At 38.1% G+C, this 24,052-nt stretch carries 41 protein-coding genes; 37 read left to right on the top strand and 4 right to left on the bottom strand.

What is annotated here, in order from left to right; genetic code table 11:
* The first annotated feature begins 23 nt into the window (after positions 1 to 23).
* From iscR to rplQ, 35 genes are all read left to right on the top strand, one after another.
* Complete coding sequence (gene iscR, locus AC5LXI_RS00490) at positions 24 to 479, top strand: Fe-S cluster assembly transcriptional regulator IscR (protein WP_493443046.1); 456 nt, start codon at positions 24 to 26, stop codon at positions 477 to 479.
* Positions 480 to 520: 41 nt separating this feature from the next.
* Entirely contained in the window at positions 521 to 1,735 is a 1,215-nt protein-coding gene (locus tag AC5LXI_RS00485; RefSeq protein ID WP_493443045.1) for an IscS subfamily cysteine desulfurase, read from the top strand.
* Between the two features lie 15 nt (positions 1,736 to 1,750).
* Positions 1,751 to 2,137: a Fe-S cluster assembly scaffold IscU gene (gene iscU, locus AC5LXI_RS00480; protein ID WP_493443044.1), complete on the top strand. Its 387-nt coding sequence runs from the start codon at positions 1,751 to 1,753 to the stop codon at positions 2,135 to 2,137.
* Entirely contained in the window at positions 2,137 to 2,460 is a 324-nt protein-coding gene (gene iscA / locus AC5LXI_RS00475; protein WP_493443043.1) for an iron-sulfur cluster assembly protein IscA, read from the top strand. Before iscU ends, iscA begins: the two co-directional genes overlap by 1 nt.
* Positions 2,461 to 2,473: 13 nt before the next feature.
* Positions 2,474 to 2,992, top strand: coding sequence for a co-chaperone HscB (gene hscB / locus AC5LXI_RS00470; protein ID WP_493443042.1), 519 nt, complete (start codon positions 2,474 to 2,476; stop codon positions 2,990 to 2,992).
* Between the two features lie 31 nt (positions 2,993 to 3,023).
* Complete coding sequence (gene hscA / locus AC5LXI_RS00465) at positions 3,024 to 4,883, top strand: Fe-S protein assembly chaperone HscA (protein ID WP_493443041.1); 1,860 nt, start codon at positions 3,024 to 3,026, stop codon at positions 4,881 to 4,883.
* 14 nt (positions 4,884 to 4,897) lie between these two features.
* Complete coding sequence (gene fdx, locus AC5LXI_RS00460; RefSeq protein WP_034902394.1) at positions 4,898 to 5,236, top strand: ISC system 2Fe-2S type ferredoxin; 339 nt, start codon at positions 4,898 to 4,900, stop codon at positions 5,234 to 5,236.
* A 331-nt stretch (positions 5,237 to 5,567) separates the two neighbouring features.
* Positions 5,568 to 5,879 carry a 30S ribosomal protein S10 gene (gene rpsJ, locus AC5LXI_RS00455; RefSeq protein WP_006120582.1) on the top strand — a complete coding sequence of 104 codons (312 nt, stop codon included), beginning with the start codon at positions 5,568 to 5,570 and terminating at the stop codon, positions 5,877 to 5,879.
* Positions 5,880 to 5,910: 31 nt separating this feature from the next.
* On the top strand, positions 5,911 to 6,537 hold the full coding sequence (rplC, locus tag AC5LXI_RS00450; RefSeq protein ID WP_034902384.1) for a 50S ribosomal protein L3: 627 nt from the start codon (positions 5,911 to 5,913) through the stop codon (positions 6,535 to 6,537).
* A 16-nt stretch (positions 6,538 to 6,553) separates the two neighbouring features.
* Complete coding sequence (rplD, locus tag AC5LXI_RS00445; protein WP_034902381.1) at positions 6,554 to 7,156, top strand: 50S ribosomal protein L4; 603 nt, start codon at positions 6,554 to 6,556, stop codon at positions 7,154 to 7,156.
* Entirely contained in the window at positions 7,153 to 7,455 is a 303-nt protein-coding gene (gene rplW, locus AC5LXI_RS00440) for a 50S ribosomal protein L23 (RefSeq protein ID WP_034885052.1), read from the top strand. Before rplD ends, rplW begins: the two co-directional genes overlap by 4 nt.
* An 18-nt stretch (positions 7,456 to 7,473) precedes the next feature.
* Positions 7,474 to 8,298 carry a 50S ribosomal protein L2 gene (gene rplB, locus AC5LXI_RS00435; RefSeq protein WP_065561019.1) on the top strand — a complete coding sequence of 275 codons (825 nt, stop codon included), beginning with the start codon at positions 7,474 to 7,476 and terminating at the stop codon, positions 8,296 to 8,298.
* Between the two features lie 19 nt (positions 8,299 to 8,317).
* Positions 8,318 to 8,596 (top strand): 30S ribosomal protein S19, encoded by a 279-nt coding sequence (gene rpsS, locus AC5LXI_RS00430; RefSeq protein WP_024496505.1) that lies wholly within the window; start codon positions 8,318 to 8,320, stop codon positions 8,594 to 8,596.
* Between the two features lie 13 nt (positions 8,597 to 8,609).
* On the top strand, positions 8,610 to 8,942 hold the full coding sequence (gene rplV / locus AC5LXI_RS00425) for a 50S ribosomal protein L22 (RefSeq protein WP_034884235.1): 333 nt from the start codon (positions 8,610 to 8,612) through the stop codon (positions 8,940 to 8,942).
* 14 nt (positions 8,943 to 8,956) lie between these two features.
* Positions 8,957 to 9,694 (top strand): 30S ribosomal protein S3, encoded by a 738-nt coding sequence (rpsC, locus tag AC5LXI_RS00420; RefSeq protein ID WP_025314388.1) that lies wholly within the window; start codon positions 8,957 to 8,959, stop codon positions 9,692 to 9,694.
* Between the two features lie 12 nt (positions 9,695 to 9,706).
* The gene (gene rplP, locus AC5LXI_RS00415; RefSeq protein WP_025314389.1) at positions 9,707 to 10,117 is read left to right on the top strand and encodes a 50S ribosomal protein L16; all 411 of its coding nucleotides are present in this window, start codon (positions 9,707 to 9,709) and stop codon (positions 10,115 to 10,117) included.
* Positions 10,118 to 10,309: a 50S ribosomal protein L29 gene (gene rpmC, locus AC5LXI_RS00410; RefSeq protein ID WP_034902373.1), complete on the top strand. Its 192-nt coding sequence runs from the start codon at positions 10,118 to 10,120 to the stop codon at positions 10,307 to 10,309.
* Position 10,310: 1 nt separating this feature from the next.
* Complete coding sequence (gene rpsQ / locus AC5LXI_RS00405) at positions 10,311 to 10,571, top strand: 30S ribosomal protein S17 (RefSeq protein ID WP_025314391.1); 261 nt, start codon at positions 10,311 to 10,313, stop codon at positions 10,569 to 10,571.
* 196 nt (positions 10,572 to 10,767) lie between these two features.
* Complete coding sequence (rplN, locus tag AC5LXI_RS00400) at positions 10,768 to 11,139, top strand: 50S ribosomal protein L14 (RefSeq protein ID WP_025314392.1); 372 nt, start codon at positions 10,768 to 10,770, stop codon at positions 11,137 to 11,139.
* Between the two features lie 10 nt (positions 11,140 to 11,149).
* Positions 11,150 to 11,464, top strand: coding sequence for a 50S ribosomal protein L24 (gene rplX, locus AC5LXI_RS00395; RefSeq protein ID WP_034884230.1), 315 nt, complete (start codon positions 11,150 to 11,152; stop codon positions 11,462 to 11,464).
* Positions 11,465 to 11,481: 17 nt separating this feature from the next.
* Positions 11,482 to 12,021, top strand: a complete 540-nt coding sequence (gene rplE, locus AC5LXI_RS00390; RefSeq protein WP_025314394.1) for a 50S ribosomal protein L5 — start codon at positions 11,482 to 11,484, stop codon at positions 12,019 to 12,021.
* Positions 12,022 to 12,032: 11 nt separating this feature from the next.
* Positions 12,033 to 12,338, top strand: a complete 306-nt coding sequence (rpsN, locus tag AC5LXI_RS00385) for a 30S ribosomal protein S14 (protein ID WP_025314395.1) — start codon at positions 12,033 to 12,035, stop codon at positions 12,336 to 12,338.
* A gap of 17 nt (positions 12,339 to 12,355) precedes the next feature.
* Complete coding sequence (rpsH, locus tag AC5LXI_RS00380; protein WP_034902370.1) at positions 12,356 to 12,748, top strand: 30S ribosomal protein S8; 393 nt, start codon at positions 12,356 to 12,358, stop codon at positions 12,746 to 12,748.
* A gap of 11 nt (positions 12,749 to 12,759) precedes the next feature.
* Positions 12,760 to 13,293 carry a 50S ribosomal protein L6 gene (rplF, locus tag AC5LXI_RS00375; RefSeq protein ID WP_493443040.1) on the top strand — a complete coding sequence of 178 codons (534 nt, stop codon included), beginning with the start codon at positions 12,760 to 12,762 and terminating at the stop codon, positions 13,291 to 13,293.
* A 9-nt stretch (positions 13,294 to 13,302) separates the two neighbouring features.
* Positions 13,303 to 13,656: a 50S ribosomal protein L18 gene (gene rplR, locus AC5LXI_RS00370; protein WP_025314398.1), complete on the top strand. Its 354-nt coding sequence runs from the start codon at positions 13,303 to 13,305 to the stop codon at positions 13,654 to 13,656.
* A 14-nt stretch (positions 13,657 to 13,670) separates the two neighbouring features.
* Complete coding sequence (gene rpsE, locus AC5LXI_RS00365) at positions 13,671 to 14,171, top strand: 30S ribosomal protein S5 (RefSeq protein ID WP_025314399.1); 501 nt, start codon at positions 13,671 to 13,673, stop codon at positions 14,169 to 14,171.
* A gap of 6 nt (positions 14,172 to 14,177) precedes the next feature.
* Positions 14,178 to 14,357: a 50S ribosomal protein L30 gene (rpmD, locus tag AC5LXI_RS00360; RefSeq protein WP_025314400.1), complete on the top strand. Its 180-nt coding sequence runs from the start codon at positions 14,178 to 14,180 to the stop codon at positions 14,355 to 14,357.
* A 5-nt stretch (positions 14,358 to 14,362) separates the two neighbouring features.
* On the top strand, positions 14,363 to 14,797 hold the full coding sequence (rplO, locus tag AC5LXI_RS00355) for a 50S ribosomal protein L15 (RefSeq protein WP_034902361.1): 435 nt from the start codon (positions 14,363 to 14,365) through the stop codon (positions 14,795 to 14,797).
* Between the two features lie 8 nt (positions 14,798 to 14,805).
* The gene (secY, locus tag AC5LXI_RS00350; RefSeq protein WP_493443039.1) at positions 14,806 to 16,143 is read left to right on the top strand and encodes a preprotein translocase subunit SecY; all 1,338 of its coding nucleotides are present in this window, start codon (positions 14,806 to 14,808) and stop codon (positions 16,141 to 16,143) included.
* A gap of 26 nt (positions 16,144 to 16,169) precedes the next feature.
* The gene (rpmJ, locus tag AC5LXI_RS00345; RefSeq protein WP_034884218.1) at positions 16,170 to 16,283 is read left to right on the top strand and encodes a 50S ribosomal protein L36; all 114 of its coding nucleotides are present in this window, start codon (positions 16,170 to 16,172) and stop codon (positions 16,281 to 16,283) included.
* A 171-nt stretch (positions 16,284 to 16,454) separates the two neighbouring features.
* Entirely contained in the window at positions 16,455 to 16,811 is a 357-nt protein-coding gene (gene rpsM / locus AC5LXI_RS00340) for a 30S ribosomal protein S13 (RefSeq protein WP_034884217.1), read from the top strand.
* A 15-nt stretch (positions 16,812 to 16,826) separates the two neighbouring features.
* Complete coding sequence (gene rpsK, locus AC5LXI_RS00335; protein ID WP_025314405.1) at positions 16,827 to 17,216, top strand: 30S ribosomal protein S11; 390 nt, start codon at positions 16,827 to 16,829, stop codon at positions 17,214 to 17,216.
* Positions 17,217 to 17,262: 46 nt separating this feature from the next.
* Positions 17,263 to 17,883 carry a 30S ribosomal protein S4 gene (rpsD, locus tag AC5LXI_RS00330; protein ID WP_065577881.1) on the top strand — a complete coding sequence of 207 codons (621 nt, stop codon included), beginning with the start codon at positions 17,263 to 17,265 and terminating at the stop codon, positions 17,881 to 17,883.
* A 25-nt stretch (positions 17,884 to 17,908) separates the two neighbouring features.
* Positions 17,909 to 18,898, top strand: coding sequence for a DNA-directed RNA polymerase subunit alpha (locus AC5LXI_RS00325; protein ID WP_493443038.1), 990 nt, complete (start codon positions 17,909 to 17,911; stop codon positions 18,896 to 18,898).
* Between the two features lie 29 nt (positions 18,899 to 18,927).
* Positions 18,928 to 19,314 (top strand): 50S ribosomal protein L17, encoded by a 387-nt coding sequence (rplQ, locus tag AC5LXI_RS00320; RefSeq protein ID WP_034884211.1) that lies wholly within the window; start codon positions 18,928 to 18,930, stop codon positions 19,312 to 19,314.
* A 566-nt stretch (positions 19,315 to 19,880) separates the two neighbouring features.
* Here rplQ and AC5LXI_RS00315 read toward each other — a convergent pair.
* The 3 genes from AC5LXI_RS00315 to slyD form a co-directional block, all read right to left on the bottom strand.
* Complete coding sequence (locus AC5LXI_RS00315; protein ID WP_034902349.1) at positions 19,881 to 20,084, bottom strand: SlyX family protein; 204 nt, start codon at positions 20,082 to 20,084, stop codon at positions 19,881 to 19,883.
* A gap of 48 nt (positions 20,085 to 20,132) precedes the next feature.
* The gene (radC, locus tag AC5LXI_RS00310) at positions 20,133 to 20,804 is read right to left on the bottom strand and encodes a RadC family protein (RefSeq protein WP_493443037.1); all 672 of its coding nucleotides are present in this window, start codon (positions 20,802 to 20,804) and stop codon (positions 20,133 to 20,135) included.
* Between the two features lie 166 nt (positions 20,805 to 20,970).
* Complete coding sequence (slyD, locus tag AC5LXI_RS00305) at positions 20,971 to 21,540, bottom strand: peptidylprolyl isomerase (RefSeq protein ID WP_493443036.1); 570 nt, start codon at positions 21,538 to 21,540, stop codon at positions 20,971 to 20,973.
* Positions 21,541 to 21,796: 256 nt separating this feature from the next.
* On the opposite strand from slyD, the gene ppnP reads away from it, so the two are divergent.
* Positions 21,797 to 22,087 (top strand): pyrimidine/purine nucleoside phosphorylase, encoded by a 291-nt coding sequence (gene ppnP, locus AC5LXI_RS00300; protein WP_493443035.1) that lies wholly within the window; start codon positions 21,797 to 21,799, stop codon positions 22,085 to 22,087.
* 106 nt (positions 22,088 to 22,193) lie between these two features.
* Here the strand turns inward: ppnP and fabI are convergent, their stop codons facing one another.
* The gene (fabI, locus tag AC5LXI_RS00295) at positions 22,194 to 22,982 is read right to left on the bottom strand and encodes an enoyl-ACP reductase FabI (RefSeq protein WP_493443034.1); all 789 of its coding nucleotides are present in this window, start codon (positions 22,980 to 22,982) and stop codon (positions 22,194 to 22,196) included.
* Positions 22,983 to 23,174: 192 nt separating this feature from the next.
* Here fabI and tehB point away from each other — a divergent pair, with 192 nt between their 5' ends.
* Positions 23,175 to 24,035: an SAM-dependent methyltransferase TehB gene (gene tehB, locus AC5LXI_RS00290; RefSeq protein WP_493443033.1), complete on the top strand. Its 861-nt coding sequence runs from the start codon at positions 23,175 to 23,177 to the stop codon at positions 24,033 to 24,035.
* Positions 24,036 to 24,052: the final 17 nt, after the last annotated feature.

Genomic DNA, 24,052 nt, shown 5'->3' with positions numbered 1-24,052 from the left:
GATTAAATATAGGGGAATGATTAATGAAATTGACATCAAAAGGGCGTTATGCTGTTACAGCTATGTTAGATGTAGCACTACATTCAGGTTCAGGCCCTGTATCACTTGCTGATATTTCAGAACGTCAGGAAATCTCACTATCTTATTTAGAACAACTATTTTCTCGGTTGCGTAAAAATGGTTTAGTATCAAGTGTTAGAGGTCCTGGTGGCGGTTATGTACTTGGTCGTAGTATGGATCAAATTGCGATTAGTTCAATTGTAAAAGCTGTTGACGAAACCGTTCATGCAACTAAATGCCATGGACATACTGGATGTCAAAAAGGGGTAAGATGCCTTACTCACAGTTTATGGAATGATTTAAGCGAAAGAATCAACGATTTTTTGACTGGCATCACATTAAGCGAATTAGTCAATAATCAAGAAGTGAGAGCCGTCGCAAATCGACAAAGTCATCTCCATCACAGCAGAATTAATTAAAAAAGTAAATAAAATACAGAATTTTTAATTGGGAGTAATTAATGAAATTACCTATTTATATGGATTATGCAGCAACAACACCTGTAGATCCTAGAGTAGCTGAAAAAATGATGCAGTATTTAACACCAGGTGGTGTTTTTGGTAATCCCGCTTCTCGTTCACATAAATTTGGTTGGCAAGCAGAGGAAGCTGTTGATATCGCACGAAATCAAATTGCTGACTTAATTGGCGCGGATTCACGTGAAATTGTATTTACTTCTGGTGCGACAGAAGCCGATAACTTAGCCATTAAAGGTGCGGCTCATTTTAATCATGCTAAAGGTAAACATATTATTACCTGTAAAACTGAACATAAAGCAGTTCTTGATACTTGTCGTCAATTAGAACGAGAAGGTTATGAAGTAACTTATTTAGCACCAGAATCAAATGGTATTCTTGCTCTTGATAAACTGGCTGCGGCGATGCGTAGCGACACAACTGTTGTATCAATTATGCACGTTAATAACGAAACCGGTGTTATTCAAGATATCGAAAAAATCGGTGAAATGTGCCGTGAAAGGGGTATTGTATTTCATGTTGATGCAACCCAAAGTGTTGGTAAATTACCGATTGACCTAAGCAAATTAAAAGTCGATCTTATGTCATTTTCTGGACATAAGATTTATGGACCAAAAGGCATTGGTGGACTTTATGTTAGACGTAAACCTAGAGTGCGTATTGAAGCCCAAATGCATGGTGGTGGGCATGAACGAGGTATGCGCTCTGGTACGTTACCAGTTCATCAAATTGTGGGTATGGGTGAAGCATATCGTATAGCAAAAGAAGAAATGGCTACAGAAATGCCGCGTCTTTTGGCATTAAAAAACCGTTTATGGAATGGCTTAAAAGATATCGAAGAAGTTTACCTTAATGGTTCATTAGAACATAGTGTGGCTAATATCTTGAATGTAAGCTTTGCTTATATTGAAGGTGAATCACTTATGATGGCGCTAAAAGATTTAGCGGTATCATCAGGTTCGGCATGTACATCTGCAAGTTTAGAACCATCTTATGTACTACGAGCATTAGGACTTAACGATGAACTAGCACACAGCTCGATTCGATTCTCATTTGGACGATTTAGTACCGAAGAGGAAGTGGATTATGTGATTAAGTTAATTAAAGATTCTATCGGTAAATTAAGAGAGCTTTCTCCGCTTTGGGAAATGTTTAAAGATGGAGTTGACCTAACAAAAATTAAATGGTCAGCCCATTAATATTAGGAGCAAATTATGGCATACAGTGAAAAAGTCGTTGATCATTATGAAAACCCGCGCAATGTTGGTTCTTTCGATCAGAATGATCCTAATGTTGGTAGTGGAATGGTTGGCGCTCCAGCGTGTGGTGATGTTATGCGATTACAAATCAAAGTTAATGACGATGGTATTATTGAAGACGCCAAATTCAAAACTTACGGTTGTGGTAGCGCCATTGCTTCAAGCTCGTTAGTTACCGAATGGATTAAAGGTAAATCTTTAGATGAGGCGGAAGCGATTAAAAATACCGATATCGCTAAAGAGCTCGCATTGCCACCGGTTAAAATTCACTGTTCGATTTTAGCCGAAGATGCAATTAAAGCGGCAATCGATGATTATAAAGCTAAGAAAGGACAACGTTAATGGCAATTACATTAACTGATAGCGCAGCAAATCGAGTTCAGGCTTTTTTAGCTAATAGAGGTAAAGGTGTCGGGCTTCGGTTAGGCGTTAAAACTTCTGGCTGCTCGGGTATGGCTTATGTTTTAGAATTTGCTGATGCTATTAATGACGATGATAGCGTTTTTGAAGATAAAGATGTCAAAGTTATCGTTGATAAAAAGAGCTTGGTTTATATTGATGGAACTGAGCTTGATTTTGTCAAAGAAGGTCTAAATGAAGGTTTTAAATTCAATAACCCTAACGCTCAAAACGAATGTGGTTGTGGTGAAAGCTTTAATGTTTAATGGGACATGAATTGTGATTAATTACTTTGAATTATTTCAATTACCAATCCAATTACCTATTGATAGTGGTCAGTTAACGGCCAACTATCAACAGCTACAACGACAATATCATCCCGATAACTTTGCCGGTGCAACTGATAATGAAAAAGTAGCAATTATTCAAAAATCGGCAATGATCAATGATGGTTATCAAACCCTAAAAAATCCAATAAAAGCGGCTGAGTATTTGCTATCTTTGCAGGGTTTTGATGTTGCTACCGAACAAAATATTATTCACGATGCCGATTTTTTAATGGAACAATTTAGTTTGCGTGAGAAATTGGATGATATTGAAAGCCAAAATAATGTTGATCTTCTAGATGATTTTCATTCGGTGATAACACAACGAAAAAAAAACGTCTATCAACAATTAATGGACTATATTTCGCAGCAAGATTGGCAAAGCGCAGTTAATCAAATCTATAAAATCCGCTATCTGGCTAGGTTGATTGAACAGATCGAAAAGTTACAAGAAAAGCAATTTGCTTTATAATTTAAGATTAAGTCAATTAGAGATAGATCAAATGGTATTATTACAAATTAGTGAACCGGGACAAACACCAGAACCTCATCAACGTCGATTAGCTATTGGCATAGATCTAGGGACAACTAATTCTTTAGTCGCAACAGTTCGTAGTGGGCAAGCAGAAGTTTTGCCAGATTTAGATGGTAATGCATTATTACCATCTGTTGTGTATTATGGCCTTGACCATGATGATAATACTATTATTACTGTCGGTAAAAATGCTAAAACTAATGCAGCCAATGATCCATTGAATACGGTTAGTTCAATAAAACGCTTAATGGGAAGAAGCTTAACTGATATTGATAGTTCACGCTTTCCCTATACTTTTTCACAAACTGATAATGGTGTTCCTTTATTAAATTTACCTAATCAACAAGTTAATCCAGTACAAGTTTCAGCTGAGATTTTGATTGCTTTGGTTGATCGAGCAAAACAAAGCTTAGATGGTGAGATTGATGGTGCAGTAATAACAGTACCAGCTTATTTTGATGATGCGCAAAGACAAGCAACTAAGGATGCGGCTAAATTAGCTGGATTACATGTTTTAAGATTACTGAATGAACCAACAGCTGCTGCTATCGCTTATGGCTTAGATTCAGGTAAAGAAGGTGTTATTGCTGTTTATGATTTAGGTGGTGGAACATTTGATATCTCTATTTTACGCCTACATAAAGGTGTATTTGAAGTTTTAGCAACTGGAGGTGATTCAGCACTTGGTGGTGATGATTTTGACCGATTACTTGCTGATTATTTAAAAACACAGTTAGGTTTAAATAACAATTCTGACCCATATATAAACCAGAAAATTATCGATGAAGCTGTTGAAATTAAAATTGCACTAAGTCAGCAAGATTCTGCTTTAGTTAATATAGAAGGGCAGTCTTTCACAATAACTCGTAAACAATTTGAAGACTTAATTGAACCTTTAGTTAAACGAACATTGGCAGTTTGTCGTCGAGCATTAAAAGATGCACAGATTGATTTTGATGAAGTCAGTGAAGTCGTGATGGTAGGCGGTTCGACTAGGGTGCCATTAGTTAGGCAATTAGTTGGTCACTATTTTAAAACAGAACCTTTAACTTCAATTGATCCAGATAAAGTCGTTGCTATTGGTGCAGCAATTCAAGCTGATATATTGGTTGGCAATAAACCTGATTCAGACATGTTATTGTTGGATGTTATTCCTTTATCTTTAGGAATTGAAACTATGGGAGAATTAGTTGAAAAAATTATTCCTCGTAATAGCACAATTCCATGCGCTCGAGCACAAGAGTTTACCACATTTAAAGATGGCCAAACGGCGATGATGATTCATGTTTTGCAAGGTGAACGAGAAAGTGTTGCCGATTGCCGTTCGTTAGCAAAATTTACTTTGCGAGGGATCCCTCCTATGCCAGCAGGTGGTGCGCATATTCGAGTTACCTTTCAAGTCGATGCTGATGGTTTATTGAGTGTCACTGCAATGGAAAAATCGACAGGTGTTGAAGCGGCGATTCAAGTAAAGCCTTCTTATGGATTGTCAGAAAATGAAATTGCTAGCATGATTCAAGATTCAATCAATTATGCAAATCAAGATAAACAATTAAGAAAGCTTGCCGAACAGAAAGTAGAGGCAGCCAGAGTACTTGAAACATTACAATCTGCACTAGATAAAGACGCCGATTTATTAGATGAAGAGGAACTTAATCTTATCTTGAATGCTAAACAACAATTGCAACAAGCAACGGAATCTAATGATTGCTCTTTGATTGAGCAACGAATAAAGATTGTTGATGACGCAACGCAAACCTTTGCTGCTAAACGTATGAATAGATCAATACGTGATGCCTTAACCGGGCATAGCGTTGATGATATTTAACCAATGAGATTATTATGCCAAAAATTACCTTTTTACCAAATGCTGATCTTTGTCCTGAAGGAAAAACTGTTGAGGCTGAAGAAGGCGAATCGATATTAGATGTCGCTTTGCGCAATGATATCGAAATAGAGCATGCTTGTGAAATGTCTTGTGCATGTTCAACTTGTCATTGTATTGTTCGAAAAGGATTTGACTCACTTGAAGAAAGTGATGAACAAGAAGATGATATGCTAGATAAAGCTTGGGGTGTCGAGCCTCATAGTCGCTTAAGTTGCCAAGCTCGAGTAGCCGATGAAGATCTTGAAGTAGAAATACCAAGATATAGTCTAAATCACGCCAAAGAAGATCATTAATCAGTCATCTTGATGGCGACATAATTCTGTAAAAAACCCCGTTCCTCAACTTTTTTTATAATTATTAATTTATCATATTTTCTCTATCTATATGATAATTAATACTTGATGTTGGTTAACCAACGGGGTATAATCCCGCCACTTTGTTTATTGTCTTTATGTAAGCAAATGCGTAAAAAGATATAATCTTTATGTAAAAATATCGAATTATATCAACAATATTCCCGATTTGGGGATTACGAAAAGAACGGATTACACTCTCCTGTCAATCGAAACAGGGCAAGAGGAGTAATCTTTTGTTATAACTTTTAAATAGTGGAGCTCTGGTCTCATGTCGAACCAAAGAATCCGTATCCGGTTAAAAGCGTTTGATCATCGTTTGATTGATCAATCAACTGCTGAAATTGTAGAAACTGCGAAGCGCACTGGCGCACAAGTTCGTGGTCCTATTCCATTACCGACACGCAAAGAGCGTTTCACAGTATTGATTTCTCCGCACGTTAATAAAGATGCGCGTGATCAATATGAGATTCGTACTCATAAACGTCTAGTTGATATTGTTGAGCCAACTGAAAAAACAGTTGATGCTTTAATGCGTCTAGATCTTGCTGCCGGTGTTGATGTGCAGATCAGTTTAGGTTAATCCTAAGCTGAATGATTGAGAGGTCGAAACAATGATTGGTTTAATCGGTCGTAAAGTAGGAATGACACGAATCTTCACCGAAGAGGGTGTTTCTATTCCTGTCACCGTAGTTGAAGTTCAAAGCAACCGCGTTACTCAAGTTAAAACACTTGAAAATGATGGTTATCAAGCTATTCAGGTTACTACTGGCAGCAAAAAAGCAAGCCGCGTAAATAAACCTGAAGCAGGTCATTTCGCTAAGGCTGGCGTTGAAGCTGGTCGTGGTCTATGGGAATTCCGTTTTGAAGAAGGCGAATATACTGTAGGTCAAAGCATTAACGTTGATATTTTTACAGACGTTAAAAAAGTTGATGTTACTGGAACATCTAAAGGTAAAGGTTTTGCTGGCGTAACTAAACGTTGGAATTTCCGTACTCAAGATGCTACTCATGGTAACTCTTTGGCACACCGTGGTCATGGCTCAATTGGTCAAAACCAAACTCCAGGTAAAGTGTTCAAAGGTCGTAAAATGGCAGGTCACCTAGGTAATGAACGTGTAACTGTTCAAAACTTAGATATTGTACGTGTTGATGCTGAACGTAACCTTTTATTAATTAAAGGTGCAGTACCAGGCGCAATCAATAGTGACGTAATTGTTAAACCGGCAATCAAGGCTTAACGTCGAGGAGATAGAGATGGAATTAGTAGTAAAAGACGCGCAAGCGCTTTCTGTTTCCGAAACTACCTTCGGACGTGAGTTTAATGAAGCGTTAGTTCACCAAGTAGTTGTTGCTTATGCATCTGCTGCTCGTCAAGGCTCTCGCGCACAAAAAACTCGTGCAGAAATCGCTGGTTCAGGCAAAAAACCATGGCGTCAAAAAGGCACCGGTCGTGCTCGTTCAGGTTCTATTAAGAGCCCAATCTGGCGTAGTGGTGGTGTAACATTTGCAGCAAAACCACAAGATCATAGCCAAAAAGTTAACCGTAAAATGTATCGTGGTGCATTAAAGAGTATTTTCTCTGAATTAGTGCGTCAAGAACGTTTAATCGTGGTTGAAACATTTACTGTTGAAGCACCTAAGACTAAATTATTAACTCAGAAATTAAATGATATGAATCTAAAAGATGTGCTAATCATTACTTCTGAAGTTGATGAAAATCTTTTCTTAGCAGCACGTAACTTATATAAAGTTGATGTGCGTGATGTGGCAGGTATTGATCCAGTTAGTTTGATTGCATTTGACAAAGTGGTTATCACTGTTGATGCCGTTAAACAAGTAGAGGAGATGTTAGCATGATTCGTGAAGAGCGTCTGCTTAAAGTCCTGCGAGCACCACATGTTTCTGAAAAAGCATCTATTTCAATGGAAAAAACAAATACATTAGTATTGAAAGTTGCTAAAGATGCTACTAAGAGAGAGATTAAAGCCGCAGTTGAACAACTATTTGAAGTTAAAGTAGATGACGTGAATACTCTTGTTGTTAAAGGCAAAGTAAAACGTCGTGGTCAACAAATCGGTCGCCGTAGCGACTGGAAAAAAGCTTACGTTACTTTAGCAGAAGGTCAAAACTTAGACCTTGCTGGCGTCGCTGAGTAATTCGGAGGAGTAAGAACAATGGCAGTTGTTAAGTGTAAACCTACATCTCCGGGTCGTCGCCACGTTGTTAAAGTGGTTAACCCAGAGTTGCATAAAGGTAAGCCTTATGCACCGTTGCTTGATTCAAAAAGCAAAACTGGTGGTCGCAATAATAATGGTCGTATCACTACCCGTCATATCGGTGGTGGTCATAAACAACATTATCGTATTGTCGACTTTAAGCGTAATAAAGATGGTATTCCAGCAGTTGTTGAACGTTTGGAATATGATCCGAACCGTAGTGCAAATATTGCATTGGTTCTATATAAAGACGGTGAACGTCGTTATATTTTAGCGCCTAAAGGCTTAAAAGCAGGTGATCAGATCCAATCTGGTGTTGATGCAGCGATTAAAACAGGTAACTGTTTACCAATGCGCAATATTCCAGTAGGTTCTACCGTGCATAATATTGAAATGAAACCAGGTAAAGGCGGACAACTTGCTCGCTCAGCTGGTAGCTATGTTCAAATCGTTGCTCGTGATGGTGCTTATGTAACATTACGTCTACGTTCAGGTGAAATGCGTAAAGTATTATCTGATTGCCGCGCCACTATTGGTGAAGTGGGTAACTCAGAACATATGCTTCGCGTACTAGGTAAAGCGGGTGCAACGCGTTGGCGTGGTGTTCGTCCTACTGTTCGTGGTACAGCAATGAACCCGGTAGACCATCCACATGGTGGTGGTGAAGGTCGTAACTTTGGTAAACATCCTGTGTCTCCATGGGGTCAAAAAGCCAAAGGATTGAAAACGCGCAGCAACAAACGTACTGATAAGTATATTGTTCGCCGTCGCAATAAGAAATAATTAATATAGAGGATTAGCTATGCCACGTTCTCTCAAGAAAGGTCCTTTTATTGACCTACACTTGCTGAAGAAGGTAGAGAAAGCGGTGGAAAGCGGGGACAAGAAACCAATTCGTACTTGGTCCCGTCGTTCAACGATCTTTCCTAACATGATCGGATTGACCATCGCTGTCCATAATGGTCGTCAGCACGTTCCAGTTTATGTTTCCGACGAAATGGTTGGTCATAAATTGGGTGAATTCGCGCCGACTCGTACTTATCGCGGCCACGCTGCGGATAAGAAAGCTAAGAAGAAATAAGTAGGAGAAAGAGATGGAAACAATTGCAAAGTACCGCCACGCTCGTTCTTCTGCACAAAAAGTTCGCTTAGTTGCAGATCTTGTTCGCGGTAAGAAAGTGTCTCAGGCACTTGATATTTTAACGTACACCAATAAAAAAGCGGCTGTACTAGTTAAAAAAGTATTAGAGTCTGCTATTGCTAATGCAGAGCATAACGATGGTGCTGATATTGATGATCTGAAAGTTGCGAAAATTTTCGTAGACGAAGGCCCAACCATGAAGCGTATTATGCCTCGTGCGAAAGGTCGTGCAGATCGAATTTTGAAGCGTACGAGTCACATCACCGTGATCGTCTCTGATCGCTAGGCTGGAGAATAGCAATGGGTCAAAAAGTAAATCCAAATGGTATCCGACTAGGCATCGTCAAGCCTTGGACATCTACATGGTATTCGGGTACAAAGACATTCGCTGATAATTTAGAAAGTGATTTTAGAGTGCGTGAATTCTTAAATAAAGAATTAGCACAAGCATCAATCTCTAAAATTGTAATCGACCGTTCAGCAGAAACTAACGTTCGCATTACTATTCACACTGCTCGTCCAGGTATTGTGATTGGTAAAAAAGGTGAAGACGTTGAAAAATTACGTAATGCCGTAGCTTCTATTGTCAATAAATATAAAGACAAAAGAGAGAAACGTGATGTTGCAGTACAAATTAATATTGCTGAAGTTCGTAAACCAGAACTAGACGCTAAATTAGTTGCTGACAGTATTACCTCTCAGTTAGAACGCCGTGTTATGTTCCGTCGTGCAATGAAACGTGCGGTACAAAATGCAATGAAGGCGGGTGCTAAAGGTATCAAAGTTGAAGTAAGTGGTCGTTTAGGCGGCGCTGAAATTGCTCGTAGTGAGTGGTATCGTGAAGGTCGCGTACCATTACATACATTAAGAGCGGACATCGACTATGGTTTATCAGAAGCATTGACTACCTATGGTATTATTGGTGTTAAAGTGTGGATCTTCAAAGGTGAGATCCTTGGTGGTATGGCTGCCGTTGAACAAGCAGAAAAACAACCTGCTGCTCAACCGAAAAAGCAGCGCAAAGGCCGAAAACAATAAGGAGCGTCGCTGATGTTACAACCAAAGCGTACAAAATTCCGTAAAGTGCACAAGGGCCGCAATCGTGGTCTTGCTGTGAGTACTGATGTAAGTTTCGGTACATTCGGTCTTAAGGCTGTGGGTCGCGGTCGTTTGACTGCGCGCCAGATCGAAGCAGCACGTCGTGCAATGACTCGTGCAGTTAAGCGTCAAGGTAAAATCTGGATTCGAGTTTTCCCTGATAAACCAATTACTGAAAAACCACTTGAAGTGCGTATGGGTAAAGGTAAGGGTAACGTTGAATACTGGGTTGCTCAGATTCAACCAGGTAAAGTCCTTTATGAAATGGACGGTGTACCGGAAGAAGTTGCTCGTGAAGCATTTGCGTTGGCAGCTGCAAAACTGCCAATTAAAACCACCTTTGTGATTAAGACGGTGATGTAAATGAAAGCAAAAGAGCTACGCGAAAAAAGCGTTGAAGAGTTAAATACTGAACTTCTTAATTTATTACGTGAGCAATTTAACTTACGTATGCAATTAGCTGGAGGTCAGTTAACACAAACTCATATGTTAAAACAAGTGCGTCGTAATATTGCACGAGTTAAAACGTTATTAACTGAGAAGGCGGGTGCGTAATATGACTACTGAAGTAAAAATTCGTACTCAGCAAGGTCGTGTTATTAGCGACAAAATGGATAAATCTATTACTGTAGCTATTGAACGTAAAGTGAAGCATCCGTTATATGGTAAGTTCATTAAACGTACGACTAAATTGCATGTACATGATGAAAACAACGAGTGTGGTATTGGTGATACTGTTGAAATTAAAGAGTGTCGTCCATTATCAAAAACCAAATCTTGGACTCTTGTTCGAATCGTTGAAAAAGCAGTTAGCTAATCTTTTTGATTAAAAACTGTACATAATATAATAAACGGCTTCTACCAGCCGTTTATTTTATGCTATCCATTTCATTTGAGTGGTGTTATACTATGCGCCCTCACGTAAGTGGGTTTTTGGTTGTCTATTCTTATCCATGGTAGTTGAGGTGGATGAAGGTAGATTAGACAATAATTAATTTATACGGAGCATTAAAATGATCCAAGAACAGACTAGGCTCGATGTTGCTGATAACTCTGGCGCACGTAGCGTAATGTGTATCAAGGTTCTCGGTGGATCGCATCGTCGTTATGCAGCGGTAGGTGATATCATCAAAGTTACCATTAAAGAAGCTATTCCACGTGGTAAAGTTAAAAAAGGTGATGTACTTAAAGCTGTGGTGGTGCGCACTCGAAAAGGTGTTCGTCGTCCTGATGGATCTGTCATTCGTTTCGATCGCAATGCTTGTGTTATTTTAAATAATAACAGTGAGCAACCGATTGGTACGCGTATTTTTGGACCGGTCACTCGTGAACTTCGTTCTGAGAAGTTTATGAAGATCATTTCATTAGCACCAGAAGTACTGTAAGGAGCGGGTAATGGCAGCTAAAATCCGTCGAGAAGATGAAGTTATCGTGTTAGCCGGTAAAGATAAAGGTAAACGCGGTAAGGTAAAAAGTGTTTTGTCTACTGGCAAAGTGATTGTTGAAGGTATCAATTTGGTGAAAAAACACCAAAAACCAGTACCTGCATTAAATCAAGAAGGTGGAATTGTTGAGAAAGAAGCGCCAATTAACGTTTCTAACGTAGCAATTTTTAACCAAGATACAGGCAAAGCAGATCGCGTAGGCTTTCGTTTTGAAGACGGTAAAAAAGTCCGTTTTTATAAGTCTACTAATAAATTAATCAATTAAGTAATTTGGAGTGTACGATGGCGAAACTGCATGATTACTACAAAGCACAGGTAGTAAATAAACTGCAAGAACAGTTTGGCTACAAATCTGTCATGCAAGTCCCTCGGATCGAAAAGATCACCTTGAATATGGGTGTGGGTGAAGCAATTACTGATAAGAAATTATTAGATAATGCGGTTGCAGATTTAGCAGCAATCAGTGGTCAAAAACCACTAGTCACTAAAGCACGCAAATCAGTTGCTGGTTTTAAAATCCGTCAAGGGTATCCTATTGGTTGTAAAGTCACTTTACGTGGCGAACGTATGTGGGAATTTTTTGAACGTCTAGTTTATATTGCTCTTCCTCGTACTCGAGATTTTCGTGGTTTAAGCGCAAAATCATTCGACGGTCGTGGTAACTATAGCATGGGTGTTCGTGAACAAATCGTTTTCCCTGAAATCGATTATGATAAAGTTGATCGTGTTCGTGGTTTAGATATCACTATCACAACAACAGCACAATCAGATGAAGAAGGCCGAGCTTTATTATCTGCCTTTAACTTCCCATTTCGTAAGTAAGGTAGGGCATAATGGCTAAACAATCAATGATTGAACGCGATAAGAAACGCGTAAAGCTAGCAGAAAAATATTTTGCAAAGCGTCAAGAATTAAAAGCGATTATCTCTGATCTTAATGCATCAGATGAAGATCGTTGGAATGCAGTGCTTAAATTGCAAACGCTTCCTCGTGATTCTAGTCCATCACGTCAACGTCGTCGTTGTCGTCAAACCGGTCGTCCTCATGGCGTCCTTCGTAAGTTTGGTTTAAGCCGTATTAAGGTTCGTGAATCAGCCATGCGTGGTGAGATTCCTGGTCTTAAAAAGGCAAGTTGGTAATCAGGGGAGTGTTATAGATGAGCATGCAAGATCCTATAGCAGATATGTTGACCCGCATTCGTAACGGTCAAGCTGCGAATAAAGTTGCAGTCACCATGCCTTCCTCTAAGCTAAAAGTGGCAATTGCCAATGTGCTAAAAGAAGAAGGTTATATCGGGGACTATAAAGTAGTTGGTGACACTAAACCAGAATTGGAAATCACTTTAAAATATTTCCAAGGTAAGGCTGTAGTAGAGAGTATTAAACGTGTTAGCCGTCCAGGTTTACGTATTTATAAACGTAAAGATGAATTACCAAAAGTAATGGCTGGATTAGGTATTGCAGTTGTTTCTACTTCTAAAGGTGTTATGACTGATCGTGCAGCACGCCAAGCAGGCCTTGGTGGTGAAATTATCTGCTACGTAGCGTAAGGGAGAAAAAAATGTCTCGTGTTGCAAAAGCACCTGTCGTTGTTCCTGCTGGCGTAGAGGTAAAACTCAATGGTCAGGTAATTACGATTAAAGGTAAAAATGGCGAGTTATCTCGTGAAATAAATAAAGCTGTTGTTATTAATCAAGCAGAAGGCCAAATTACGTTTGCGCCTCGTGACGGTTTTGCTGACGCTTGGGCGCAAGCAGGTACTGCTCGTGCATTGATTAATGCAATGGTTATTGGTGTTACTGAAGGTTTTACTAAAAAACTTCAGCTAGTTGGTGTCGGTTATCGTGCACAAGTTAAAGGTAATACAATTGGTTTATCTCTTGGTTATTCACATCCAATTGATCATGAGTTACCTGCAGGTGTAACAGCTGAATGTCCTTCGCAAACTGAAATCGTTCTGAAAAGTGCTGATAAACAGTTAATTGGACAAGTAGCTGCTGATATCCGTGCTTATCGTCGTCCTGAACCTTATAAAGGTAAAGGTGTTCGTTACGCAGATGAAGTTGTGCGTACTAAAGAAGCTAAGAAAAAGTAAGGTAACACTATGGATAAGAAATCAGCTCGTATCCGTCGTGCAACTAAAGCGCGTCGTAAGATGCATGAACTACTTGCAACTCGCTTAGTGGTTCACCGTACTCCGCGTCATATTTATGCGCAGATTATCGCACCAAACGGATCAGAAGTACTGGCAGCGGCTTCAACATTAGAAAAAGCTATCAGTGAAAGTTTAAAATACACTGGAAACAAAGATGCAGCAGCAGCAGTTGGTAAAGCAATCGCAGAACGCGCATTAGCGAAAGATATCAAAGAAGTTTCTTTTGATCGTTCAGGTTTCCAATATCATGGTCGAGTTCAGGCGCTAGCAGATGCTGCTCGCGAAGCTGGCCTACAGTTCTAAGGTAGGAGTTAAAGATGTCAAACATCGAAAAACAAGCTGGTGAACTGCAGGAAAAACTAATCGCAGTTAACCGAGTTTCTAAAACCGTAAAAGGTGGTCGTATTTTTAGTTTTTCTGCACTAACAGTGGTTGGTGACGGTAATGGCCGCGTTGGTTTTGGATATGGTAAAGCACGTGAAGTGCCAGCAGCAATCCAAAAAGCAATGGAAAAAGCACGTCGTAATATGATTAACGTTGCGTTAAATAACGATACTTTACAGCATCCAGTTAAAGGAGCTCATACAGGTTCTCGTGTTTATATGCAACCAGCATCAGAAGGTACTGGTATTATCGCCGGTGGTGCAATGCGTGCTGTATTAGAAGTTGCTGGTGTTCGTAACGTTCTAGCTAAAGCATATGGTTCTACTAACCCAATTAACGTGGTTCGTGCAACGATTGATGGCTTAGAAAATATGAAATCTCCAGAAATGGTTGCTGCTAAGCGTGGTAAAACCGTCGAAGAAATTTTGGGGTAATTAGCCATGGCAAAGACAATTAAAATTACACAAACTCGTAGTTCTATTGGTCGTCTACCGAAGCATAAAGCAACGTTAGTTGGTCTAGGATTACGTCGTATTGGTCATACTGTTGAGCGCGAAGATACACCAGCAATCCGCGGTATGGTAAACCAAGTTTATTACATGGTTAAAGTTGAGGAGTAATAGTAATGCGTTTAAATACTTTATCTCCTGCTGAAGGTTCAAAGCATGCATCTAAGCGCGTGGGCCGAGGAATCGGTTCAGGGCTAGGTAAAACTGGTACTCGTGGTATCAAAGGTCAAAAATCACGTTCAGGTGGCGGCGTTCGTCGTGGCTTTGAAGGTGGTCAAATGCCTTTATATCGTCGTTTACCGAAATTTGGTTTTACCTCACGTAAAGCTATGGTAACAGCGCAAGTTCGTCTTTCAGATTTAATGAAAGTTGAAGGTGATATTGTTGACTTAAATAGCTTGAAAGTTGCTAATGTGATTAATTCACAAATCGAATATGCAAAAATCATGTTATCTGGAGAAGTGACTAAACCAGTAACCGTTCGTGGTATTCGAGTAACTAAAGGTGCTAAAGCTGCAATTGAAGCTGCTGGCGGAAAAATTGAGGAATAATTAGAAAGATGGCAAAGCAACCAGGATTAGATTTTCAAAGCACACGAGGCGGTAGTGGTGAGCTTAAGAGACGTTTATTGTTTGTGCTTTTAGCGCTTATTGTTTTTCGTCTTGGTTCTTACGTTCCGGTTCCTGGTATTGATACTAAAGAGTTAGCGGACTTACTAGCAAAATCATCTAATGGTATTGTAGGTATGTTCAATATGTTCTCTGGTGGTGCTTTAAGCCGTGCTTCAGTTTTTGCTTTAGGGATAATGCCTTATATTTCTTCATCTATTATTGTGCAGTTATTAACGGCAATTAACCCTAAATTAGCAGAATTGAAGAAAGAAGGTGAATCAGGTCGTAAAAAAATCAGCCAGTATACGCGCTATGGCACATTAGCTTTAGCAATAGTACAAGCGATTGGTATTGCGACTGGTTTACCGAATATTCCTGGTTATGAGAAAGTTGTTATTAACCCAGGGTTTTCTTTCTATTTTATTGCATCGATTAGCTTAGTTACTGGCACTATGTTTCTTATGTGGTTGGGTGAGCAAATCACGGAACGCGGTGTAGGTAATGGTATTTCTATCATTATCTTTGCTGGTATTGTGGCAAGTCTTCCTCATGCAATATATGAAACAATTGAACAAGCTCGTTCTGGTAATTTGCATCCGATTTTATTATTAGTCGTCGCAGCATTAGTGGTTGGTGTGACTTACTTTGTTGTTTTTGTTGAACGTGGGCAACGACGTATCGTTGTTAATTACGCACAAAGACAACAAGGTCGTCGTGTGTATGCCGCACAAAGCACACATTTACCATTAAAAATTAATATGGCAGGTGTTATTCCTGCAATATTTGCTTCAACAATTGTTATGTTACCATCAATGATGGCTTCTTGGTTTCAAGGAAATGGTGAGGGATGGAGACATATTTTTCTTCTTATAGGACAATATTTCTCTCATGGTCAACCGTTATACATAATCTTTTTTGCAGTAGCGATTATTTTCTTCTGTTTCTTCTATACAGCATTGGTTTTCAATCCTAGAGAAACGGCAGATCAGTTAAAAAAATCAGGTGCATTTATTCCAGGTATCCGTCCAGGTGAACAAACATCAAAGTATATTGACAAAGTAATGACTCGTTTAACGTTAATTGGCGCTATTTACATTACTTTTGTATGTTTGGTACCAATGTTTATGACAAGTGCGATGAATGTTCCAGTTCAATTTGGTGGAACATCATTATTAATTGTAGTTGTTGTAATCATGGATTTTATGGCACAAGTACAGACTTTAATGATGCCAAATCGTTATGAGTCAGTGTTAAAGAAAGCGAACCTTAAAGGCTACGGCCGATAAGTTAGCCAGAAGTTACGGAGAAAAAAATGAAAGTTCGTGCTTCAGTCAAGAAATTATGCAGAAATTGTAAAATCATCAAACGCAATGGCATTGTTCGTGTTATTTGCATTGAAGGTAAACACAAACAACGTCAAGGTTAATATTATTTAACTGCGAAATTGAACTTTTGCATATTTTACTTGCCAAAGTATAATAAAGCTGGCTAGAATAGCCAGCCTAAAATTTTTTTGTAGATCCATCGTTTGAGTATCCTGAAAACGGGCTTTTCAGTATGATGGATCTGCTCAACATTAACAATAAAGGAGTGCATAGTGGCCCGTATAGCAGGCATTAACATTCCTGATCAACAACATACTGTGATTGCGTTACAAGCAATTTACGGTATCGGTAATACTCGTGCTAAGACAATTTGTGCTGAAGCGGGTATTCCTGAACATGTTAAGATCAGAGAACTATCTGAAGATCAGATTGAAAAGTTACGTGAACAAGTCGCTAAATTCACCGTTGAAGGTGATTTACGTCGTGAAGTAACTATGAGTATCAAGCGTTTATTAGACCTTGGTTGTTATCGTGGTGTGCGTCATCGTCGTGGACTTCCTGTCCGTGGTCAACGCACTAAGACTAACGCTCGTACCCGTAAGGGACCGCGTAAGCCAATCAAGAAATAATTGAGGTGATAATAAATGGCAAAGACACCTGTTCGTACACGTAAACGTGTTAAAAAGCAAGTTTCTGATGGTATAGCTCATATTCATGCATCATTTAACAATACAATCGTAACAATTACCGATCGTCAAGGTAATGCGTTGGGTTGGGCAACCGCTGGTGGTTCTGGTTTCCGCGGCTCTCGTAAGTCAACTCCGTTTGCAGCTCAAGTAGCAGCAGAACGTTGCGCTGAAGCTGTAAAAGACTACGGAATTAAGAATCTGGAAGTTATGGTTAAAGGACCTGGTCCTGGTCGTGAGTCAACAATTCGTGCATTAAATGCAGCGGGTTATCGCATCACTAATATTACTGATGTTACTCCGATTCCTCATAACGGTTGTCGTCCACCAAAGAAACGTCGTGTTTAATTTTTTATTAAACATTGAATGTTTATAGGATTATTGGAGAAAAAAAATGGCAAGATATTTGGGACCAAAGCTCAAATTAAGTCGTCGTGAAGGTACAGATTTATTCCTTAAATCTGGCGTCCGAGCGGTTGATAGTAAATGTAAGTTAGAACAAGCTCCTGGACAACATGGTGCGCGTAAACCGCGTTTATCAGATTATGGTGTTCAGTTACGCGAAAAACAAAAAGTTAGACGTATTTATGGAATTCTAGAGCGTCAATTCCGTAATTACTACAAAAATGCAGCACGTATCAAAGGTAATACAGGTGAAAACCTACTTGCTCTTTTAGAACGTCGCTTAGATAACGTTGTTTATCGTATGGGATTTGGTGCAACTCGCGCCGAAGCTCGTCAATTAGTTAGTCATAAAGCTGTTCTTGTTAATGGTCACGTTGTGAACATCGCATCTTATCAAGTTTCGCCTGAAGATGTAATTAGTGTTCGTGAGAAATCTAAAAAACAAGCACGTATTAAAGCCGCTTTAGAGTTAGCTGAACAACGTGAAAAACCAACATGGTTAGAAGTTGATGCTAGCAAAATGGAAGGTGTATTTAAACGCTTACCAGAACGTTCAGATTTATCTGCTGACATCAACGAACATTTGATCGTCGAACTTTACTCTAAGTAAAGTTTAGCACTTAAGAGAGGACATAATGCAGGGTTCTGTAACAGAGTTTTTAAAACCTCACCTAGTTGACGTTGTTCAATATAGCCCAACTCATGCAAAAGTGACTTTAGAGCCACTTGAGCGTGGTTTTGGACATACTTTAGGTAATGCACTACGCCGCATTTTATTATCATCTATGCCAGGACATGCAGTAACCGAAGTTGAGATTGACGGTGTTCTGCATGAGTATAGTACTAAAGAAGGCGTTCAAGAAGATGTGCTTGATATGCTGCTTAATTTGAAAAAATTAGCAGTACGTGTACATACTAAAGATGATGTTATGCTGACATTAACCAAATCAGGCGTAGGTGCAGTAACCGCATCAGATATCACTCACGATGGTGATGTTGAAATTGTTAATCCTGATTTAGTAATCTGTCATCTTACTGATGCCAATGCTTCAATTAGTATGCGTATTCGTGTACAACGAGGACGTGGTTATGTCCCTGCTTCTGCTCGAGTTAAGTCAGAAGATGAAGAACGACCAATTGGTCGTCTATTAGTTGATGCATGTTATAGTCCAGTTGAGCGTATTGCCTATTCTGTCGATGCTGCTCGTGTGGAACAACGTACCGACTTAGATAAACTAGTCATCGATATGGAAACCAATGGTACTATCGATCCAGAAGAATCTATTCGTCGCGCATCAACAATTTTGGCTGAACAACTTGAAGCTTTTGTTGATTTACGTGATGTACGTCAACCAGAAGTCAAAGAAGATAAACCGGAATTTGATCCAATTCTCTTACGCCCAGTAGATGATTTGGAATTAACTGTTCGGTCTGCTAATTGCTTAAAAGCAGAAGCAGTTCATTATATTGGTGATTTAGTACAACGTACTGAAGTCGAGTTACTTAAAACCCCTAATCTTGGTAAAAAATCACTTACTGAAATTAAGGACGTGCTCGCCTCTCGTGGTTTATCTTTAGGCATGCGTCTTGAGAACTGGCCACCAGCAAGTATTGTTGAAGACTAAGATAAAATTTATATAAGAAGGATAAAGTTATGCGCCATCGTAAAAGTGGTCGTCAACTGAACCGAAATAGCAGCCATCGTCAAGCAATGTTTCGTAACATGACAAGTTCATTAGTTGAACATGAAATCATCAAAACAACATTGCCTAAAGCTAAAGAGTTGCGTCGTGTTGTTGAGCCGTTAATTACGTTAGCCAAAAGTGATAGCGTAGCTAATCGCCGTCTGGCTTTCGCTCGTATCCGTGATAAAGATACAGTAAAAAAATTATTTTCAGATTTAGGCCCACGTTTTGCTACCCGTCCAGGTGGCTATGTTCGCATTTTAAAATGTGGTTTCCGTGATGGGGATAATGCTCCAATGGCTTATATTGAATTAGTTGATCGCCCTGCAGTAGAAGCAGAAGCAGCAGCTGAATAAATAGTTAAAGCTCAGTATAAAAACCGGCTAATAAGCCGGTTTTTTTATTAGCTAAATATTGTTAATCTTAATTTAACTATCAGGTGTATTTTTATATATCTTTAAATGATGAGATAATTTATTATTCATATCTATTCATCTAAATTATAAATTTAAAATTACCAATCTCAGTTTTACATAAATTAACTAAGTGTATGCTCAACTTAAGATAGATATATATCTGACCATTAGGTTATTATATAAATATTTGGATTTGATGAAACCAATCATAAATAAAATGAGTGAAAATCGCTAAAGAAGCCATGACTGGCTGTTTAAATCACTATTGTTTCCTACATAAATATAGTAATCATCACTATCCGTAATTGTTTCGGTTGTTTATATATTTTTTTAAATAACTGTTACTTTGGTTTAGGTAATGGACTTGTAAAAATAATTGAGGAGTCTATACCGCGTTACTCATTTTTCATGATTTGCGAAATTGAGATGTTGATATAGTTTTATACAACTTTGATGAATTTGCCCAAGCGAATTTATGTTTAACCTTTTGAACGATTAATATTGGTTTAATAATGCGGCGGTGGTGTTTCTTCAGATAAATTAGCAATATTTGAAGTTTGCGTTGCTTGTAATTTTTGTGACAATAGCATTAGTTGTTCTTTAAGTTTGCTAATATCGGCTTGTAGATTAACCACCATTTGATTTAATTCTTCAATGGTCATCTCTTGAAATGCAACTTTTGTTTCTAATAATTCTAATTGTTGGTTCATAGTCTTTTACTTAATGGCTAGTTGACTTTATATTGTAAGTAAAAGTCATTATAAAATCCATCCTCGTTCGGCAAAAGAAACATATTCACCTTTACCAATGACGAGATGATCGACAATACGAACATCTATTAATTCACAAACTTGTTCGATTTTTTTCGTTATTACCCGATCAGCTTGACTTGGTTCAGCTAGGCCTGAAGGATGATTATGTGCTAAAATTAATGCTGCTGCATTATATTGTAATGCTCGTCTGGCTACTTCTCTAGGATGTACTTCCACACAATTATATGTTCCGACAAACATCTCCTCAGAATTAATCACATGATTTTGGTTATCTAAAAATATCACCATAAAAATTTCACGATCTTTATCCATTAAGCGATTGGCTAAATAGTGATGAGTTAATGTTGGCGAAGTAAGGTAATTTTCATTAGTCACTTTAACTTTTAAATACCGGTGAGACAGTTCAACTACCGCTTTTAATTGGGTATATTTTGCTGTTCCAAGTCCTTGCTTTTTACAAAACTCATCATAGCTTGCATTTATTAAGTTGTAAAAGGAACCGAATTCGTTTAATAATTTTTGGGATAATTTTAATACCGGTAAATTACGGGTACCTGTACGCAAAAAAAGCGCAAGCAATTCAGCATCTGACAATGCTTCAACACCAAATTGTAATAATTTTTCTCGGGGCATTAAAGATGTAGTTTGTGTTGACATAATTAGAGTATACTCATTAACTAAAAAATGAGATTATTGATTAATTTTTATTAATTCATAATCAAAAAGGTGAAAAGTTGTGAAATGACTCGCAAAGATGATGGCTTTTTTACAAAAAATAAAAAAGCGCTAATCAGCGCTTTTGAAATTATGATATATCTAAATTTTAATGGCATCCACAACTGCCGTGACCACCACCACAACAACCACTATCTTCTTCATCTTCATGATCGTGTCCATGACCACCACATCCACAGCCACCATGTCCATGATCGTGTGCACCATGAATATGACCATGAGATATTTCATCAGGTGTTGCTTCACGAATTGCTAACACTTCAACATTAAAGTTTAGATCTTGGCCTGCTAGCATATGATTACCATCAATAGTGACGGTATCGCCATCAATTGCAGTGATTTCAACAGGTAATGACCCTTGGTCTGTATCAGCAAAAAAACGCATACCGACTTCAAGATCATCAACGCCGACAAAAACGTCACGAGATACATTTTGTACAAGTGAATCGTTAAAATCACCATAAGGATTAACTAATTCAACATCAAATTTATCACCAATTTGATGGCCTTCTAAGGCATTTTCAAGATCTTGTAATAAGTTTCCCGCACCTTGTAAATATTCAAGTGGTGCAACGGTCGTTGCTTCATCAACTAAGACACCATCTTTGGTGCGAACTTTATACGCTAAACTTACCACTGTATTTTTTGCTATTTTCATGTTTTCTCCAACAAACTGTTACTGAGCAAATAATGCTAAATTTTAACGGAAAAAAATGCATCTGTATGCTATTTTCTTTGTAATTTAGAAAGTTTTAATATTGTCTTATTATCTACTGTGATTTTGGTTTAAAAGATAGCTTTAATTATAAATAAAGGTTGGATAGCTAATTGAAATCAATTAAGCTTATGATGCATAGTTTTGGTATATAACGCTCTTTTAATGCATATAAAAAATTTTGAGGAAAGGAGTTTTTATGTTGAAAATTAATGAATATTTTGATGGAAAAGTGAAGTCGATAGGCTTTGAAAATAGCTCTACAGGTAATGTTTCTGTTGGTGTAATGATGCCGGGCGAATATGTTTTTAGCACCAATAACCCAGAAGAAATGACCATTATTACCGGTTCTTTCAAAGTTTTGTTACCTACCGCAACTGACTGGCAAATTTTCGAAGCGGGGCAAGTTTTTCATGTCGCTAAAGAGAGTCAATTTGATGTGCAAGTAGTCGAACCAACGGCTTATTTGTGTCGTTATTTAGTAAAATAGAAATGAATTTAATATTCAAAAAATATCATTATTCATACATCAGCATTTATGCAACAAAAAGGGCTAATTTCACAATTAGCCCTTTATTAAAAAATGTTCTAAACGATTATTTAAGTTCTAATTCATTCATCGCCGCGATGCTAAATCCGCCATCAACATGAATGACTTCACCAGTAATACCTGAAGATAAGTTTGAGCATAAAAATGCAGCTGAATTACCTACGTCTTCGATCGTTACTGTACGACGAATAGGGGTAACTGACTCGCAATGTGATAACATCTTTTTAAAATCTTTGATACCTGATGCTGCTAAGGTTCGAATAGGGCCGGCAGAAATTGCATTTACTCGGATACCTTCTGGGCCCATAGCATTTGCCATATAACGTACATTTGCTTCTAAAGATGCTTTAGCAAGACCCATAACATTATAGTTAGGAATTGCACGCTCAGCACCTAAGTAAGAAAGCGTAACTAAAGCTGAATCAGGATTAAGCATTGAACGACATGCTTTAGCCATCGCAACAAAGCTATAAGAGCTAATATCGTGGGCAATAGCAAAACCTTCACGAGTTACCGCATTAACATAATCACCATCTAATTGATCTCCAGGAGCAAAAGCAATAGCGTGTACAAAACCATCGAATTTATCCCACGTTTTAGCAAGTTCGGTAAATAATGCTGTGATGCTTTCATCATGTCCAACATCGCACGGTAAAACGATTTTAGAATTAAAATCAGCAGCAAACTCTTCAACACGGCCTTTTAATTTTTCGCTTTGGTAAGTAAAAGCTAATTCTGCGCCTTCACGGTGCATCGCTTTTGCAATACCGTAAGCAATAGAACGATTACTTGCAACGCCGGTAACTAGTATGCGTTTACCTGTTAAAAATCCCATAAATTATTCCTCTAATATTTTTACCATATAGCCTAGAATGTTGATGATTATATGTTGATATAGTTAACTTCGCTACTATAAATTCATTTTTACCTATTTAATTATCATTTTACTTCTAAAAAAGAAGTTGTTTATTTGCCTAATAGTTGACTATAATAGTCAACTATTAGATGGCTTTATTGGTACTTAATGATGGACAATTTAGTTTGCTATAAAACGCTACCGGTTTGGGATGCAAAGACGTTACCGAAATTGTTTTGTGAAAAGCATAATACGCAAATAGGTACATGGGCAAAATTGAACATTATTAAAGGTTATGTGAATTTTGACATGTTAACCGAGCAGGCCGAGATTATTTCTCAATATGTATTTGATGTTAATCATCAACCACCATTTATTCAGCCTCAACAATGGCATCGAATAACTCAAGTATCCGATGATTTACAGTGCCAACTGGCTTTTTATTGCCAACCTGAAGATTATACACATAAAAAATATCAAATGACTAAAACCCATTCTGACGTATTAGAAATTTGTCAAATTATTCAGGCCGGAAAAGTGTTAGATTTGGGGTGTGGAGCCGGCCGTAATTCACTTTATTTACAGCTTCTTGGTTTTGATGTTGATGCTGTTGATAAATCAGAGATGAGTATCAATAATTTACAACAAATTATTGCAAACGATCATTTAGCGCATATCAATGCATCTATTTATGATATAAACCAAGCTAATCTTAAAGGTAATTACGATTTAATTATTTCAACAGTTGTAATGATGTTTCTACAACCAGATAGAATTCCTGATATTATTGATAATATGCAAACTATAACCAAAACGGGCGGTTATAATTTAATTGTATGTGCCATGTCAACTGACGATTTTCCTTGTGCCGTCGGGTTTTCATTTACGTTTAAAGAGAATAAATTACGTAATTATTATCAACATTGGGATATTCTAAAATATAATGAAGATGTTGGTGAATTGCATAAGACGGATATTAATGGTAACCGAATAAAGCTTCGTTTTGCGACTTTATTGGCAAAAAAACGATAATATTACAGGATACCATC

The sequence above is a fragment of the Gilliamella sp. LMG 34361 genome (genome assembly GCF_984569075.1).
This window is presented reverse-complemented; position numbering and strand designations above follow the sequence as displayed.